This is a genomic window from Streptomyces iconiensis (assembly GCF_028657195.3).
In the GTDB taxonomy this organism is placed as follows: Bacteria; Actinomycetota; Actinomycetes; order Streptomycetales; family Streptomycetaceae; genus Streptomyces; species Streptomyces iconiensis.
The window spans coordinates 222,695-239,305 of record NZ_JANCPR020000002.1 but is presented as its reverse complement, the minus strand read 5'-3'; the positions used below and the strand labels follow the sequence as shown (position 1 = coordinate 239,305).

At 70.8% G+C, this 16,611-nt stretch carries 12 protein-coding genes; 7 read left to right on the top strand and 5 right to left on the bottom strand.

What is annotated here, in order from left to right; all coding sequences use genetic code 11:
- Nucleotides 1–14: 14 nt before the first annotated feature.
- The gene (locus NMN56_RS02660; protein ID WP_274043703.1) at nucleotides 15–845 is read left to right on the top strand and encodes a serine protease; all 831 of its coding nucleotides are present in this window, start codon (nucleotides 15–17) and stop codon (nucleotides 843–845) included.
- A 193-nt stretch (nucleotides 846–1,038) separates the two neighbouring features.
- Here the strand turns inward: NMN56_RS02660 and NMN56_RS02655 are convergent, their stop codons facing one another.
- On the bottom strand, nucleotides 1,039–1,266 hold the full coding sequence (locus tag NMN56_RS02655; protein ID WP_274043517.1) for a DUF7455 domain-containing protein: 228 nt from the start codon (nucleotides 1,264–1,266) through the stop codon (nucleotides 1,039–1,041).
- A 501-nt stretch (nucleotides 1,267–1,767) separates the two neighbouring features.
- Between NMN56_RS02655 and NMN56_RS02650 the strand changes: the two genes are divergently transcribed.
- The 3 genes from NMN56_RS02650 (at nucleotide 1,768) to NMN56_RS02640 (ending at nucleotide 6,200) form a co-directional block, all read left to right on the top strand.
- A complete protein-coding gene (locus NMN56_RS02650) occupies nucleotides 1,768–3,891 on the top strand; it encodes a DNA gyrase/topoisomerase IV subunit B (protein ID WP_274043518.1) in 2,124 nt (707 codons plus the stop codon).
- A gap of 117 nt (nucleotides 3,892–4,008) precedes the next feature.
- On the top strand, nucleotides 4,009–4,581 hold the full coding sequence (locus tag NMN56_RS02645) for a DUF485 domain-containing protein (RefSeq protein ID WP_430542446.1): 573 nt from the start codon (nucleotides 4,009–4,011) through the stop codon (nucleotides 4,579–4,581).
- Complete coding sequence (locus NMN56_RS02640) at nucleotides 4,578–6,200, top strand: solute symporter family protein (RefSeq protein WP_274043519.1); 1,623 nt, start codon at nucleotides 4,578–4,580, stop codon at nucleotides 6,198–6,200. Before NMN56_RS02645 ends, NMN56_RS02640 begins: the two co-directional genes overlap by 4 nt.
- Here NMN56_RS02640 and NMN56_RS02635 read toward each other — a convergent pair.
- Nucleotides 6,178–7,758 (bottom strand): ATP-binding protein, encoded by a 1,581-nt coding sequence (locus NMN56_RS02635; protein WP_274043704.1) that lies wholly within the window; start codon nucleotides 7,756–7,758, stop codon nucleotides 6,178–6,180. The two genes, NMN56_RS02640 and NMN56_RS02635, sit on opposite strands and share 23 nt — an antisense overlap.
- A gap of 166 nt (nucleotides 7,759–7,924) precedes the next feature.
- Nucleotides 7,925–8,887 carry a ferredoxin family protein gene (locus NMN56_RS02630; protein ID WP_274043520.1) on the bottom strand — a complete coding sequence of 321 codons (963 nt, stop codon included), beginning with the start codon at nucleotides 8,885–8,887 and terminating at the stop codon, nucleotides 7,925–7,927.
- A gap of 164 nt (nucleotides 8,888–9,051) precedes the next feature.
- Here NMN56_RS02630 and NMN56_RS02625 point away from each other — a divergent pair, with 164 nt between their 5' ends.
- Nucleotides 9,052–10,341 carry a CobW family GTP-binding protein gene (locus tag NMN56_RS02625; protein WP_274043521.1) on the top strand — a complete coding sequence of 430 codons (1,290 nt, stop codon included), beginning with the start codon at nucleotides 9,052–9,054 and terminating at the stop codon, nucleotides 10,339–10,341.
- A 122-nt stretch (nucleotides 10,342–10,463) separates the two neighbouring features.
- Here NMN56_RS02625 and NMN56_RS02620 read toward each other — a convergent pair whose 3' ends face one another.
- A complete protein-coding gene (locus NMN56_RS02620) occupies nucleotides 10,464–11,051 on the bottom strand; it encodes a TetR/AcrR family transcriptional regulator (RefSeq protein WP_274043522.1) in 588 nt (195 codons plus the stop codon).
- A gap of 94 nt (nucleotides 11,052–11,145) precedes the next feature.
- On the opposite strand from NMN56_RS02620, the gene NMN56_RS02615 reads away from it, so the two are divergent.
- Nucleotides 11,146–11,973, top strand: a complete 828-nt coding sequence (locus NMN56_RS02615; protein ID WP_274043523.1) for a class I SAM-dependent methyltransferase — start codon at nucleotides 11,146–11,148, stop codon at nucleotides 11,971–11,973.
- A 484-nt stretch (nucleotides 11,974–12,457) separates the two neighbouring features.
- On the opposite strand, the gene NMN56_RS02610 is transcribed toward NMN56_RS02615, so the two are convergent.
- Nucleotides 12,458–14,917 carry a DNA gyrase/topoisomerase IV subunit A gene (locus NMN56_RS02610; protein WP_274043524.1) on the bottom strand — a complete coding sequence of 820 codons (2,460 nt, stop codon included), beginning with the start codon at nucleotides 14,915–14,917 and terminating at the stop codon, nucleotides 12,458–12,460.
- Nucleotides 14,918–15,258: 341 nt separating this feature from the next.
- On the opposite strand from NMN56_RS02610, the gene NMN56_RS02605 reads away from it, so the two are divergent.
- Complete coding sequence (locus tag NMN56_RS02605) at nucleotides 15,259–16,578, top strand: M16 family metallopeptidase (protein WP_274043525.1); 1,320 nt, start codon at nucleotides 15,259–15,261, stop codon at nucleotides 16,576–16,578.
- Nucleotides 16,579–16,611 lie beyond the last annotated feature (33 nt).

The window sequence follows — 16,611 nt, the reverse complement described above, 5'->3', positions numbered from 1 at the left end:
CTCTTCTCTCCACGCTGGTGGCGGCGCTCATAGCCGCGCTGCTCGGCCCGCTGGCGCCCCAGGCCGCCGCGCTGGCCCCGCAGGCCCAGGCGCACGATCAGGACCCGGACCGGGCCGTCATCGGCGGCTACCCGGTGCGTGCCGCGAGCCATCCGTGGGTGGTGGCGCTCTCCAGCCGTGACCGGTTCGGCAGCTCGCGCTCGGGCCAGTTCTGCGGGGGAGCGCTGGTCGGTCCCCGTACGGCGGTCACGGCGGCGCACTGCCTCAGCCGCAATGTGCTGGGTGTCGAGCCCAGCCAGGTCCGTGACCTGCGAGTCATCACGGGGCGGGGCGACCTCTCCGGCACCTCGGGCAAGGAGATCCCGGTGGCGTCCGTGCGCGTGAACCCCGAATACGACAGCGGCACGAACAAGGGCGACATCGCCGTGCTGCGGCTCTCGTCGGCGGTGCCGCAGAAGTCCGTCATCCGGATGGCCGAGAAGAACGATCCGGCTTACAGGGCAGGCACCCCGGCCGACGTGTTCGGCTGGGGGGACACCACGGGCAGCGGCTCGTACGCGACGACGCTGCGGGCCGCACGCGTGAAGGTGATGGAGGATGCCGTCTGCGCGCGGGCCTATCCGGGGAGCGACAAAGGCACGTTCGACGCCGCCACCATGCTCTGCGCCGGAGTGGAGAGCGGAGGGCGGGACGCCTGTCAGGGAGACAGCGGTGGACCGCTGATCGCCAGCGGCAAGCTGGTCGGCCTCGTCTCGTGGGGCGTCGGCTGCGGCGAGAGGGGCCGTCCCGGGGTCTATACGCGCGTCTCAGCCGTCGCGCACGTGGTGCGGGCCCAGGGGGGCTGAGCGGGGCGGCCGAGCGCTGAGAGCCGTGGTCAGCGCCGCGCGGGTCCGAGTGTTCCGTTGTTGGCCGCACGAACAAGGGCGGGCGGGCCTTCCGGCATTACCGGGAGGCCCGCCCGCCCTTTCCGGCCTGCGCCGGACCGAGCTCGTCGGATGCGTGTGGGGATGCGGACGCGATCGCTTTAGAACAAACGAGTCAGTGCTCGTCTTCCGGGGTCGCTGGAGTCGCGGTGAGCTTCTCCGTCTCGTCCTGTATCTCCGCGGCGATCTTCTTGAGCTCCGGCTCGAACTTACGGCCGTGGTGGGCGCAGAACAGCAGCTCTCCGCCACTGAGCAGCACAACGCGCAGGTAAGCCTGGGCATTGCAGCGGTCACAGCGGTCGGCGGCCGTCAGCGGGGTCGCGGGGGTCAGAACTGTAGTCACGTCGCCTCTTCTCTAGCTCGACGAGCTGTCGTACCAGGGTCAACATCCAACCAGGCCGAAAACGTTCCCGCTCCGGTCTTCATTCCCGGAGCTTTTTCGCCGGGAGGCCGGGATGCTGCCGGGGTGGCGGCGAATGGGCCGTATTGCAGGGGATGGATCTTCTTCAGTCTGTCGTTGAGTTCTTGACGGTGTGGTGGTGGCTGGTGGCCGCCAGTGGCGCTGGCAGCCGTTTGGTGGCTGTGCGTTGTCGTCCGGCTCCGGGCTGCTTCGGGCCCTTCGTTCTGGAGGACGTGCCCGGAGCCTAAATGGTTCATGCCCGGAAGGGAACGTGATGTGTGTGTCACCCGGATGTGTTATCGAACGCACAATCGAAAATGGGCTAGCATGGCGGTTCTCCTGGTCCCTCGCCTGGGTCGCGCGACACGGGCTGTCCTGGGCCTCGGTACCCTCTGACGCGGCAACCCAGCCGTCTCAAGCAGAATTCAGCGAGGAGCGAACCGCGTGACCGCCGATATGTCCGCACCGTCCACCGCACTGCTGACCGGGGCAGACCGCGAGGGCGGTTCCAATTACACCGCGCGGCATCTGCTCGTCCTGGAGGGACTGGAAGCGGTCCGTAAGCGGCCGGGTATGTACATCGGCTCGACGGACAGTCGTGGCCTGATGCACTGCCTCTGGGAGATCATCGACAACTCCGTCGACGAGGCACTGGGCGGCCACTGCGACCACATCGAGGTCGTCCTCCATGAGGACGGCTCCGTCGAGGTCACGGACAACGGCCGTGGCATCCCGGTCGACATCGAGCCCAAGACCGGTCTCTCCGGCGTCGAGGTCGTGCTGACCAAGCTGCACGCCGGTGGCAAGTTCGGCGGAGGCTCCTACGCGGCCTCCGGCGGCCTGCACGGTGTGGGCGCCTCCGTGGTCAACGCGCTCTCCGCGCGCCTGGACGTCGAGGTGGACCTCAACGGCCGTACCCACACCATCAGTTTCCGGCGAGGTGTTCCCGGGATCTTCACGGAGTCGGGCCCTGACGCGCCGTTCGACCCGGCGACCGGACTGCTCAAGGGGAAGAAGGTCCCCAAGACCCGCACCGGCACCCGGGTGCGGTACTGGGCGGACCGGCAGATCTTCCTCAAGGACGCCAAGCTCTCCCTGGAGAACCTGTACGCGCGTGCCCGGCAGACCGCGTTCCTGGTGCCGGGGCTGACGCTGGTCGTGCGCGACGAGCGGGGGATCGACGGCGCGGAGGCCAGTGAGGAGACCTTCCGCTACGACGGCGGGATCAGCGAGTTCTGCGAGTACCTCGCGCAGGACAAGCCGGTCTGCGACGTCGTACGCCTGCAGGGGCAGGGCAGCTTCAAGGAGACCGTCCCTGTCCTGGACGACCGCGGGCACATGATCCCCACCGAGGTGCAGCGTGAGCTGGGCGTCGACATCGCGTTGCGCTGGGGCACCGGGTACGACTCCGCGGTCAAGTCCTTCGTGAACATCATCGCCACCCCCAAGGGCGGCACCCACGTCTCCGGCTTCGAGCGCTCGATCACCAAGACCGTCAACGAGGCGCTCCGTACCAGCAAGTTGCTGCGGGTCGCCGAGGACGACGTGGTCAAGGACGACGCGATGGAGGGCATGACCGCCGTTGTCACCGTGCGGCTGGCGGAGCCGCAGTTCGAGGGGCAGACCAAGGAGGTGCTGGGCACCTCGGCCGCCTCGCGAATCGTGGCGCAGGTCGTCGCCAGTGAGCTGAAGTCGTTCCTGCTGTCCAACAAACGGGACGCCAAGGCGCAGGCGAGGTCGGTCCTGGAGAAGGTCGTCGCCGCGGCCCGTACGCGTATCGCGGCGCGGCAGCACAAGGAGGCGCAGCGCAGGAAGACCGCGCTGGAGTCGTCTTCGTTGCCGGCGAAGCTGGCGGACTGCCGCAGTGACGAGGTCGACCGCACCGAACTCTTCATCGTCGAGGGCGACTCGGCGCTGGGCACGGCGAAGGTCGCGCGGAATTCGGAGTTCCAGGCGCTGCTGCCCATCCGTGGCAAGATCCTGAACGTTCAGAAGTCGTCGGTCTCCGACATGCTCAAGAACGCCGAGTGCGGCTCGATCATCCAGGTCATAGGAGCCGGTTCGGGGCGGACCTTCGACATCGACCAGGCGCGCTACGGGAAGGTCATCTTCCTCGCCGACGCCGATGTGGACGGGGCGCACATCCGCTGCCTCCTGCTCACGCTCTTCCAGCGCTACATGCGGCCGATGGTCGAGCAGGGCCGGGTCTTCTCCGCGGTTCCCCCGCTGCACAGGATCGAGCTGGTGAGCCCCAAGAAGGGGCAGGACAAGTACGTGTACACGTACTCCGACAGCGAGCTGCGGCAGACCCTGCTGGAGCTGGAGCGGACAAAGGTGCGCTACAAGGACTCGATCCAGCGCTACAAGGGCCTCGGAGAGATGGACGCCGACCAGCTGGCCGAGACCACGATGGATCCCCGCCACCGCACCCTGCGCAGGATCAACATCAGCGACCTGGAGGCAGCGGAGCAGGCGTTCGCCCTGCTCATGGGCAGCGAGGTCGCGCCGCGCAGGGAGTTCATCAGCTCCTCGGCCGCCACACTGGACCGCTCGCGGCTCGACGTCTGATCCCACCGCGGGCCCCATAAGTCCCGCCCCTTCACTCCTTCTTCACGGTTTCACCTGAAGGGGTGAAGGGGGCGAATTGGGCTGAAGGTGATCTCGCGCCTCTGCCCATGCTGGGGCATGCGCCTCGACGACCCCTGGTACGACGCCCTGGCCTCAGGCCGGGGCGAGCACCGTGAAGCAGCCCGCACGACCGCCGCCGACGTGCCTCCACAGGAGCGGCACGTACGGCGGCGACCGGCATCGCGCGATGCCCGCGGCGATGTCTACCTCACCGTTCAGCGCAGTGCGGCCTTCCAGCAAGTGCGGCGCCGTTACCGGCACTTCGCGCTCCCGGCGAGCGCCGCGTTCCTCACCTGGTACCTCGCCTACGTGGTCCTCGCGACCAGCGCGCCCGGCCTCATGGCCCGCCCCGTCGCGGGGGTCCTCAATGTCGCGATGGCCGCGTGCCTCGCGCAGTTCGCCACCACCTTTCTGCTCACCTGGGCCTACGTCCGTCACGCACGGCTGCGCAGGGACAGGCTCGCGCTCGAACTGCGCTGGGAGACACAGGACATGACCAGGGCGGCCGGTGCGGCCCGGCGGAACGTCCCGGCGGACGCCCTGGGAGGCAGCGTGGCAAACGGGACAGGAGGCGGGGCCGTGGGCGGAGCTGTCGCGGGTCAGGCCGCCGGTGAGGAGGCGGCGCTGTGACCGGCAGCCACCAGACCCTCACGCTGCTGCTGTTCGGCGCCGTGGTCGCCGCCACGCTCGCGATCACGAGCCGGGCGGGCAGAAGACGCCAGGGGTCACCGGAGGAGTTCTACACGGGCGGCCGGCTCTTCTCCCCGATGGAGAATGGATTCGCCATCGCGGGTGACTACATGTCGGCCGCTTCCTTCCTCGGTATCTCCGGACTCATCGCGCTCTACGGGTACGACGGAATGCTGTACTCCGTCGGCTTTCTCGTCGCGTGGCTCGTCGTCCTGCTGCTCGTCGCCGAACTCGTCCGCAACTGCGGCAGGTTCACCCTCGCCGACGTCGTGGCGGCGCGCGTGCGGGAGCGGCCGGTACGGATCGCGCTGGGCGCTTCCTCCGTCACCGTTTCCGTCCTCTACCTTGTCGCGCAGATGGTCGGCGCCGGCAGCCTGGTGGCGCTGCTGCTGGGCAGCGAGAGCGGTATGGCGCACACATGGACCGTTCTGGGAGTCGGCGCACTCATGGTGGTCTACGTGTGCTGCGGGGGCATGCGTGCCACTACGTGGATCCAGATCGTGAAGGCCGTGCTGCTCATGGGCGGCGCCCTCGCCCTCACCGTGCTGGTGCTGGTCCGCTTCGGTGGAGACCTCGGGGCGCTGCTCACCAGCGCGGCCGAACGCAGCGGTCATGGGAGGGACTTCCTCGCGCCCGGCCTCAAGTACGGGGGAGAGGGCGGCTGGGCCTCCCGTTTCGACTTCATCAGCCTCGGCCTGGCGCTCGTCCTCGGCACGGCGGGACTGCCGCACATCCTCTCGCGCTTCTACACCGTTCCGACGGCGCCTGCAGCCCGGCGCTCGGTGGTGTGGTCGATCGGGCTCATCGGCGGCTTCTACCTGATGACCATCGTGCTCGGCACCGGCGCCGCCGCACTCGTAGGCACCGCCTCCGTACGGCAGTCGAGCCCGGCGGGCAACACCGCGATCCCGCTGCTGTCCATGGAGTTGGGCGGAGGCGCAGGTTCCACGGGCGGTGCCGCGCTGTCCGCGCTGGCGGCGGCCGTCGCCTTCGCCACCATCCTGGCCGTCGTCGCCGGTATCACCCTGGCGGCGTCGGCTGCCGTCGCACACGACCTGTACGCCTCGCTGAAGAGGCGCCGCACGCCGGGCGAGGGCGGGCACACCGAGGGCGGGCGTACCGAGGTGGGCGTGGCGCGGATCGCCGCAGCCGTCGTGGGCGGGGTGGCGATCGGACTGAGCCTGCTCGCACAGGAGTTGAACGTGGCGTTCCTGGTCGGTCTGGCCTTCGCCGTCGCGGCCTCCGCGAACCTTCCCGTGCTGCTCTACGCGCTCTTCTGGCACCGCTTCACCACCAGGGGTGCCATCTGGTCGGTCTACGGTGGGCTCGTCCCGGCCGTGGCACTGGTGGTGCTCTCGCCCGTCGTCTCCGGTGCTCCGGGCGCGCTGTTTCCCGGTGCCGACTTCGCGCTCTTCCCGCTGGAGAACCCCGGGCTGGTCTCCGTCCCGCTCGGCTTCCTGGCCGGCTGGCTGGGCACCGTCACCTCGCGTGAGCGCGCCGATGAGGCCCGGCACGCGGAGACGGAGGTGCGCGCGCTCACGGGAGCCGGGGCCGCGTGATCTCCGGGGACCCGTGGTGCGGATGCACCGCTTCCGGGAGGGTGACGGTGAACCGGGCGCCCCCGTCGGGCCCCTCGTCCACTTCGGCGCTGCCGCCGTGCCGCTCCGCGAGGCGCCGTACGAGCGCGAGCCCCAGGCCCCGGCGCCCGTGCGCCGGGGGCTCCTTGGTCGACCAGCCCTCGGCGAAGACCGTCTCGCGGCGCTCGGCCGGTATGCCGGGGCCGTTGTCGCTCACCTGGAGCCTGATCCCCGTCCCGTGCACGGTCAGCGCCGTCTCCACCCGGCCGCCCGGCGAACCGGCCGTCGCATCGAGGGCGTTGTCCACGAGGTTGCCGAGTACGGTCGCCAGTTCGGGCGGGTCGACGAGCCGGTCGGGAAGGAGGGTTCCGGGCGCGATGTGGAGGGCCACGCCCCGTTCGGCGGCGACGGTCGCCTTGCCCACGAGCAGTGCGGCGAGAAGCGGGTCGCGCACCTTCTCGGATATCTCCTCCGCCGTCGCGCGGTGCACCCCGACGGCGTCGCTCAAGTAGTCCACCGCTTCCTCGTACAGACCGAGCTGGAGCAGGCCGAGCAGGATGTGCATACGGTTGGCGTGCTCGTGGTCCTGTGCGCGCAGTGCGTCGATCAGGCCCTGGGAACCGTCGAGTTCACGCCCCAGAAGCTCCAGTTCGGTGCGGTCCCTGAGGGTGGCGACGGCGCCGCCGTCCTTGGTGGGCATCCTGTTGGCGACCAGCACCCGGCCGCCGCTGACGGTCAGGAGATCGGCTCCTGGCACGTCGCCCGCCAGCACACGCGCCGTGCGGCCAGGGCCCATGGCCTCTTCCGGGTCCATGCCCACGTGATGCGGGCGCAGCTCCAGAAGGCGCTGGGCCTCGTCGTTGACCAGCCGGATCCTGCCCCGCGGGTCCAGCGCGACGACGCCCTCGCGGATGCCGTGCAGGATCGCCTCGCGTTCGGCCAGAAGCGAGGCGATGTCGGAGAACGCCAGGTCGTGCGTGCGTTTGTGGAATCTCCTGAAGATCAGCAGCGCCGCCAGGGCGCCCACGCCCAGTGCCCCGCCCGCATATGCCAGCAGGCCGGGAACGGCGCGTACGAAGCGGTCGCGCACGCTGTCGTAGGCGATCCCGACGGAGACCGCTCCGACCACGTCGCCATGGCCGTTCCGCAGGGGGACCTTGCCTCTGGCGGCACGCCCCAGTGTGCCCTCGTCGAGGTGCAGCACCTCGCGTCCCGCCAGGACGCGTGAGGGGTCGGTGGAGACGTGCTCGCCGATTCTGGCGGGTTCGGAGTGCGACCAGCGCACGCCGCGTGTGTCCATCACCACCACGTAACTGGCGCCCGTGGCACGGCGGATGCGCTCGGCGACCTTCTGGACGGGGCCGTCGCGTGCCGGGCCCGCGCCCTCGGTGAGCAGGTTGTCCAGGCCCGGTTCCGCCGCCGTCGACTGCGCGATGGCCAGCGCGCGCCGGGTGGCCTGCTCGTCCAGTTGCTCGCTGAAGGGCGCGAGGAACAGCCCTGTCGCCACAGCCGTCACACCGGTGACGACCGCGAGTTGCATCAGCAGCACCTGTGAGGAGAGCCTTCGCGGCCAGCCGAGGCGGGCCCAGGACAGCGGGGTCCGCCTGCGGACGGCTTGGGGGCGGCCTATGAGAGGCAACGGGGGACCTCGTGGCGGTGCGGGGACGAACGGGAGCAGGCCGGGACGGCGGAGGGCCGGAGCGGGATCAGGCGGCTCCGGCCCTGGCGACCTCGTCGATGCCGGCGATCTCCATCCGTGCGGGCCCCGCGGGGATTCCGCCGCAGCTCGCGGGGACGGGCGGCCCGTCCGTGCGTTCCACGACGCGGACCCGCCAGTGGCGGCCGTCCGCGTGCGCGACGGTCACCGCCCAGTGCGGAACACCGGGTTCCGCGCTCACGTGCCGCACGCTCACCGCGTCGGCGCCGCTCTCGCCCGTACGCTCGCGCACGGCCAGGTCGGCGGCCTGGCCGGGGCGGCCCCAGGCGGAGCGGCCCCGGCAGCCCTCCGTCAGTACGCGCTTGTCCCGTACGGCGTCCAGCACGGCCTTGGCGGCGGTCGCGTCCAGCCGCCCGTACGCGTACCCATAGGGCAGCACGAGCAGCGTGGGTGCGAAGCGGTGGCCGCCGATGTGGGTGATCTCCCAGATGTCACCGGCGCCGGAAGCGGCCAGTTCCCCGGCGAGGGGCCTGCCGAGGAGGGCGCAGCAGCGGTCGCGCTTGCCATTGGTGCAGACGAACGCCAGCGGCTCGCCCTCGTACGGAAGCCAGCCGGGACCCAGCGCAGCGCCCTCCGTACCTGTGGCGGCGTCGAGTGCGGCGAAGTCCAGCTCGCGGAGTGCCTCCAGGGAGTCGCCGGGCAGGAGCGCCGTGCGTACCCATGAGTCGCCCGGGACGGTGCGCGCGAGGAAGACGCGGTGCCGGTCAGGACCCGTACCCGTGCCGGCGCGGTCGGTGTCCCTGCCGGGTCGCCGGATGAGGGCGACGCGGCCCCCGTGCGCGCCTGCCGCCGCCTCAAGGGCGCTGCCGAGCGCGGGGTCGAGGCGGCTCTCGGTCAGCGCCTTGCCGCCCCACGGTCCCGGCTGCTCGACCAGCAGCCACGTACGGGCCGCTGCAGCCGTCCCCGCCAGGGGCTCGTGGTGGTCACGGGAGGCGGTCGCACACGTACTCACGAAGGTGAGCCTAACCTGGCCCTGCCCACCCCGCGCGCCCACGTTCCCCCTGCTGGGGTGCGGGGCGCCGGTGCCGGGGTGCGGGGAGGGCCTCGGGTGCGGGTCCTGCCTCGACTACGATCGGCGGTCGGCGGATCCGGGAGGGACAGGAAGGGGCGCGCGGCGTGAGCGGTGCGGGGGCCGGTGTCGGCGACAGGATTCCGGTGGTGATCCTGGCGGGCTTTCTCGGCTCGGGAAAGACCACGCTCCTCAACCATCTGCTGCGGCACAGCAGAGGCACCCGGATCGGTGCGATCGTCAACGACTTCGGCAGCATCGAGATCGACGCCATGACCGTCGCGGGGCAGGTCGACTCGATGGTCTCCCTCGGGGACGGCTGCCTGTGCTGCGCCGTGGACACCAGCGACATGGACGGCGTCCTGGAGGTGCTGGCACGCCCGTCGGCAGGTATGGACGTCATCGTGATCGAGGCGAGCGGGGTCGCGGAGCCGGAGACGCTGATCCGCATGGTCCTGGCCAGCCGGAACCCGCGCATCATCTACGGGGGCCTCGTGGAACTCGTGGACGCGGCGGAGTTCGAGGCCGTACGGGAGCGCCACCCGGAGCTGGAGCGGCATGTCTCGGCCGCCGATCTACTGGTGCTCAACAAGGCCGACCGGGTGGGCGAGCAGGCCCTGGGCGCGCTGCGCGGGGAACTGGCGCGGCTGAGCCCCGGCACACCAGTGGTGCCCGCTTCTCATGGGCGCCTCGATCCGGCGCTGCTCTTCGACCGCGTACGCCGTGAGCGCGCGGCAGTGGAGCAGCTCACCTTCGACTCGCTGCTCTACGGGGACGACGAGGCGGGGGAGTGCGGTGAGGGGTGTGAAGGTGCCGAGGCGCATGGGGACGGCGAGCACGGCGGGGGCTGTGGGGGCGCAGACCACTCCGCGCGCCCGCACCTGCATCACGCATACGAGGCGGTGGAGTTCAGCTCGGACGTACCCATGGACCCGCGCCGCTTTCTGGCCTTCCTGGACAGCAGGCCGGACGGGCTCTACCGAGTGAAGGGATTTGTCGACTTCGGAGCGGCCGACCCCCGGCACCGGTACGCACTGCACGCGGTCGGCGGCTTCCTGCGCTTCGTACCCGAGGTCTGGCCACGCGACGAGGCGCGGGTGACGCAGCTCGTGATGATCGGCTCAGGAGTGGACGGAGCGGCCCTGCGCAAGGGACTTGAGGAGTGCGCCGGCAGTCCGGGAGAGGGCGACCCGCAGGCCATGTGGGGCGTGCTCCGCTACGTGGACGGCGACCCGCACGGAGAGGCGCACGCCGACATGGGGGGTGGCGCGGGCTCGGGTGCGGACGGCGACGAGGACGGGGCCGACGATCTCGGTGTCGACGGTCTCGGTGTCGACGGTCTCGATGTCGGCCCGCGGGGCGACGAGAGCGACCCGTACGGCCCTGTGACCCTGTAGACGGGAGCGGCGTCGGGCCGTGGCCGCCGTGGCGCGTACGGGTTCGCGGGGCTCGTGCGGGTTCGCGGGGCTCGTGCGGGTTCGCAGGGCTCGTGCGGGCGCCCGGGCGGGGGCGGCGCCCCCTACGGGCAGGCTCCCGCGAGAACCGCGGTCACGGCCTTATGGACGGTTCCGGCGTCCGGCGGGGCGCTGTGCCGGTCGGCGAAGAGCAGGTGCCCGGTGCCGATCAGCATGGGGGCGAGCGTGTCGATGTCGGCGCCTGCCGCGATACGGCCCCGCTCGCGCTCGGCTATGAGGTACGAGGCGATCACGGCCGTTGCCTCCGTCAGCACCGGGACGCCGACCGGCGTGGTCCGACGCAGCCGGGCCCGTAGTTCGTCCCGCGAGGTGATGAGGCCGACGATCGCCACGGCGACCGATCCGAACAGCGCCGTCAGCGCGTCGGTCAGGTTGCCCGCGACCGTGCCGGTACCCGCTGCCTCGTGCAGGGTCGCGGACTGCTGCTCGATCCTGGCGATCCTGTCCCGCACCAACTCGGCCAGGAACGCGTCGAAGTCGGCGAAGTGCCGGTGCAGTACACCCTTGGCGCAGCCGGCCTCGGCGGTGACCGCCCGGCTGGTCAGCGCGCTCGGACCGTCCCGCAGCAGGACGCGCTCCGCGGCGTCGAACAGCTGCTCCCGTGCGTCACGGATGGCCACTCCTGTCGGCACCGTGCCTCTCCTCCTCGCTTCAGCGGTCCTTGCGTGCAACCGAGTGGGCGCATGCCCATTTACGAATGGGCGGTCGCCCACCTATGGTGGGCACATGCCCACTATACGGCCGGAGGGCGCGTCTCCCTCCGGGAACGAACCTCATCAACAGCGCGACCTGGCAGAGGCGTTCGGCACGGAGGCCGAACGCTACGACAGAACCCGGCCCCGCTATCCCACGGCCATGGTGGAGCGCATCGCGGGCGCCGCACCGGGGCCCGATGTGCTCGATGTCGGATGCGGCACCGGCATCGCGTCCCGGCAGTTCCAGGCCGCCGGCTGCCGCGTGCTCGGGGTGGACGCCGACGCGCGTATGGCCGGCCTGGCACGGCGGTACGGGCTGGAGGCCGAGGTGGCGGCGTTCGAGGACTGGGACCCGGCAGGGCGGACGTTCGACGCGGTGGTCGCGGGCCAGACCTGGCACTGGGTGGACCCGGCTGCCGGGGCGGCCCGAGCGGCCACCGTGCTGCGGCCCGGTGGCCGGCTGGCGGTGTTCTGGAACGTCGACCAACCGCCCCCGGAGCTGGCCGCGGCCTTCTTCGACGTCTACCAGCGGGTGCTGCCCGACTCGCCTGTCTCCGTCCGCTGGAAGGCCGTCGGCCCGGACGCGTACGCGGCGCTGTGCGCCCGGGCAGCCGACGGGATGCGTGCGGCGGGGGCGTTCGGCGAACCGGAGGAGTGGCGGTTCGACTGGGAGCGGACCTACACCCGGGACGAGTGGCTGGACCAGCTGATGACGCACGGCGGACACATCGCGCTTCCGGCGGCCACGCGGGAGGAACTGGTCGCCGGGATCGGGGCAGCGATCGACGCGGTGGGCGGCGACTTCACGATGCGCTACACGGCGGTGGTGGTCACCGCAGCGCGCACCGGCACCGCCTGACCGCTCTGACCGGCACCGCCTGATCATCCTGACCAGCACGTCTGATCACCCGGACCAGCACGGCCTGTTCACCCTGGCCGGCACCAACTGACCACGCGGGCCGACCGATTCGCCCCGCACCGTCAGCCCTGAGTGGCCGGGCCCCCGTACGGACGGCTTTCCGCAGGCAGGCACGCGCCCACCGCACGCATACGGGCCCCGACCCGACGGACGTGCCGTCGCATCGGGGCCCGTATCGCACGTACAGGCACACCAGTCGCCGGAGGCGGACCCCGGAGCCGGACCCCGGAGGCGAGCCCCGGGAGAGACGCGGGGCACCCCGCAGGCAGGGGCAACCCGGAGGTGCGAGGCCCCTCACGGGGACGCGAGCCCTCACCGCGATGCGAGGCCCCTCACCGGGACGCGAGGCCCCGGGGCAGGGCACCCGGGGGTGCCCCGGTCACGTACCCGGGTGCGCACGCGCGGCGGGCGTAGGGCGAGGGCATTACACGGGGCCGGCGACCGCCGTGACGCGCTTGCCGAGGGGCAGGCCCGAGCCGTCCCTGCGCGGGTCGGGTTCCGGAAGCTCGGCGGGGGCGCCCGTCTTGGTCGCCGCGTGTGCGGGTGTGGGGCCCGCCCAGGCGATGACGAGCCTGTCCTCGCCCTTCAGGAAGCGCTGGCAGCGCACGCCACCGGTCGCGCGGCCCTTGCGTGGGTACTGGTCGAACGGCGTGAACTTGGCGGTACTCAGGGAGTCGTCCAGCGTTCCCGTCGCGCTCGCGGCGGTGAACACGGCCGCCTCGACAGAGGGATCGACGGCACCGAAGAAGATCACCTTGGCGCCCTCGGTCAGCTTGATCCCGGCCATGCCGCCCGCGGGACGGCCCTGTGGGCGCACCTGTCCTGCCTGATAGCGCAGCAGTTGGGCCTCGTCGGTGATGAAGATCAGGTCTTCCTCGCCGGTGCGCAGCTCGACGGCACCCGCGATCCGGTCGCCGTCCTTGAGGGTGATGACCTCCAACTCCTCCTTGTGGGACGGATAGTCGGGCACCACGCGTTTGACAATGCCCTGTTCGGTGCCGATGGCGAGCCCTGGGGAGGACTCGTCCAGCGTCATCAGGCACACCAGGGTCTCGTCGGCCTCCAGCGGAAGGAACTCGGCGACCTGCGCCCCGCCCGCGAGGTTGGGCGAGGTGGCCGTCTCCGGGAGCTGGGGCAGGTCGACGACGGTGAGCCGCAGCAGGCGTCCTGACGAGGTGACGGCGCCGACCTCGCCCCGTGTGGTCGCCGGGACAGCCGAGACGATCACGTCGTGTTTGACCCGCTTGGCGGGCTCCTCGAAGCTCATCTCCCCGTTGGCCGTACGGGCCAGCAGCCCTGTGGAGGACAGCAGGACCCGGCACGGGTCGTCGGAGACCTCCAGCGGCACGGTGGCGATCGGTGCCTCGGCCGAGTCCAGCAGCTCCGTGCGGCGCGGAGTGCCGTACTTCTTGGCCACGGCGGCCAGTTCGGAGGAGACGATCTTGCGCAGCTCGGAGTCCGAGTCCAGGATCCGGGTCAGCTCCTCGATCTCCGCCTTGAGCCTGTCGCGCTCGCTCTCCAGCTCCAGGCGGTCGAACTTGGTCAGGCGGCGCAGGGGAGTGTCGAGGATGTACTGCGTCTGGATCTCGCTGAGTCCGAACCGGGAGATCAGGGCGGCCTTCGCCTCGGCCGCGTTCTCGCTCGACCTGATGACGCTGATGACCTCGTCGATGTCGATCAGCGCGACCAGCAGGCCCTCGACGAGGTGGAGCCTGTCGCGCCGCTTGGTGCGCCGGAACTCGCTGCGGCGCCGTACGACGTCGAAGCGGTGGTCTACATAGACCTCCAGCAGCTCCCTGAGGCCCAGCGTCAGCGGCTGGCCGTCGACCAGCGCGACGTTGTTGATGCCGAAGGACTCCTCCATCGGCGTCAGCTTGTAGAGCTGCGCGAGAACGGCCTCGGGGTTGAAGCCGTTCTTGATCTCGATGACCAGGCGCAGTCCGTGCTCCCGGTCGGTGAGGTCTTTGACGTCCGCGATGCCCTGGAGCTTCTTCGCGTTGACGAGGTCCTTGACCTTGGAGATGACCCTTTCGGGGCCGATCGCGAACGGGAGTTCCGTGACCACGAGGCCCTTGCGGCGCGCGGTGACCTGCTCGATGGCCACCGTTGCGCGGATCTTGAACGTGCCGCGGCCCGAGGCGTAGGCGTCCTGGATGCCCTCACGGCCGACGATCTTGCCGCCCGTGGGCAGGTCGGGACCCGGCACGAAGCCCATCAGGGTCTCAAGGTCGGCGCCCGGGTGCTTGATCAGGTGCCGGGCAGCCGCGATGACCTCCGTCAGGTTGTGCGGCGGCATGTTCGTCGCCATCCCGACGGCGATCCCGGACGCGCCGTTGACCAGCAGGTTCGGGTAGGCGGCCGGCAGGGTGACCGGCTCTTCCTCGCTGCCGTCGTAGTTGGACTCGAAGTCGACGGTCTCCTCGTCGATCGACTCGACCATCAGACCCGCGGCCGGCGACGAGCGGCACTCGGTGTACCGCATCGCGGCGGGCGGGTCGTCGTTGCCCAGCGAACCGAAGTTGCCGTGCCCGTCGACCAGCGGCAGGCGCATGGAGAAGCCCTGTGCCATGCGCACCAGCGCGTCGTAGATCGCGCTGTCGCCGTGCGGGTGGAGCTTGCCCATCACCTCGCCGACCACGCGGGCGCACTTCACGTACGACCTGTCGGGGCGGAGGCCCATCTCATGCATCTGGTACAGGATCCGGCGGTGCACCGGCTTCATCCCGTCGCGGGCGTCAGGGAGCGCGCGCGAATAGATGACCGAATACGCGTACTCCAGGTAGGAGCCCTGCATCTCGTCGACGACGTCGATGTCGAGGATGCGTTCCTCGAAGTCCTCCGGGGGCTCCGTCCCGGGCGTCCGGGTCTTACTGCGGCGGGCCATCGCGGCTGCGGCTCCTTCGTTCCTGGTTCCTGGGTTCCTGGTTCGTTCCTGCGTCGGCGGCGCTGCCTGATGTCCGGCGGCTCGCCTTCATCACTCCGGTGACGCGGACCATTGTGGACCGCGCCACTGACAGGCGGTCCCCCGACCCGACGGACAGTCACCGGCGGCGCCGGGCGAACGCGCGCCGGACGTCAGCTCCTGGCGTACCGTACGGGAACTTCGCGTGCCGTCGGCGCGGTTGCATACAGTGACAGGACCGCCTGCCGCGTCCGGCGCGAAGGCGGTCCACGCAGTTCCCGGCCCTCGCCGGGAATCCCCGCGATCGAAGGGACTCCACGCCCATGGGTCACACGGCCACGCCCCCGGCCACCGGTGGGCTGACAGCGACCGAGCACCGGCTGGCCAACGGCCTGCGGGTGGTGCTCTCCGAGGATCATCTGACCCCGGTAGCCGCTGTCTGCCTCTGGTACGACGTCGGATCCCGCCACGAGGTCGAGGGCAGGACAGGACTGGCCCACCTCTTCGAACACCTGATGTTCCAGGGCTCGGCACAGGTGAAGGGCAATGGGCACTTCGAGCTGGTGCAGGGTGCGGGCGGTTCGCTCAACGGCACCACCAGCTTCGAGCGCACCAACTACTTCGAAACGATGCCCGCGCACGAGCTGGAGCTGGCGCTCTGGCTCGAAGCCGACCGTATGGGCTCGCTGCTCTCGGCACTGGACGAAGAGTCCATGGACAACCAGCGCGACGTCGTCAAGAACGAGCGCAGGCAGCGTTACGACAACGTGCCCTATGGCACGGCGTTCGAGCGGATGACCGCCATGGTCTTCCCCGAGGGCCACCCCTACCACCACACACCGATCGGCTCCATGGCCGACCTGGACGCGGCGTCCCTTGAGGACGCGCGTGCGTTCTTCCGTACGTACTACGCGCCGAACAACGCGGTCCTCGCGATCGTCGGCGACATCGACCCCGAGCAGGCGCTCGCCTGGGCCGACAAGTACTTCGGCTCCATCCCCGGCCACGAGGGCAAGCAGGCACCGCGTGACGGGGACCTGCCCGGCATCATGGGCGAGGAGAAGCGCGAGGTCGTCGAGGAGGACGTGCCCTCACGCGCGATGATGGCGGCCTACCGCCTCCCGCAGGACGGCACCCGCGAGGCCGACGCGGCCGACCTGGCGCTGACCGCGCTCGGCGGCGGCGAGTCCTCCCGCCTCTACGCCCGCCTGGTGCGGCACGACCGTACGGCCGTCGCCGCCGGGTTCGGCCTGCTGCGGCTCGCCGGCGCACCCTCTCTCGGCTGGCTCGACGTCAAGGCGTCCGGCGGCGCCGAGGTCGCCGACATCCAGGCGGCCGTCGACGAGGAGCTGCGGCGCTTCGCCGAGGAGGGGCCGACCGAGGAGGAAATGGAGCGCGCCCAGGCGCAGTTGGAGCGCGAGTGGCTGGACCGTCTCGCGACGGTCGGCGGGCGTGCCGACGAACTGTGCAGGTACGCCGTCCTGTTCGGTGACCCGCAGCTCGCGCTGACCGCCGTCGGCCGCGTCCTCGACGTCACCCGTGAGGAGGTCAGGGCCGCCGCCGCCGAGCGGCTGCGCCCCGACAACCGCGCCGTGCTCGTCTACGAACCGCTTGACAACAACGACGAGGAGACCGGGCAGTGAGCGAGACCGAAGCGCCCGCGGGCGTCCAGTCCA

Coding starts and splice junctions, on each gene's coding strand:
- NMN56_RS02610 (WP_274043524.1), bottom strand. CDS start 14,917: ATGGCCCGCCGCAGTAAGACCCGGACGCCCGGGACGGAGCCCCCGGAG.
- NMN56_RS02605 (WP_274043525.1), top strand. CDS start 15,259: ATGGGTCACACGGCCACGCCCCCGGCCACCGGTGGGCTGACAGCGACC.
- NMN56_RS02635 (WP_274043704.1), bottom strand. CDS start 7,758: ATGCAACTCGCGGTCGTCACCGGTGTGACGGCTGTGGCGACAGGGCTG.
- NMN56_RS02615 (WP_274043523.1), top strand. CDS start 11,146: ATGCCCACTATACGGCCGGAGGGCGCGTCTCCCTCCGGGAACGAACCT.
- NMN56_RS02645 (WP_430542446.1), top strand. CDS start 4,009: ATGCGCCTCGACGACCCCTGGTACGACGCCCTGGCCTCAGGCCGGGGC.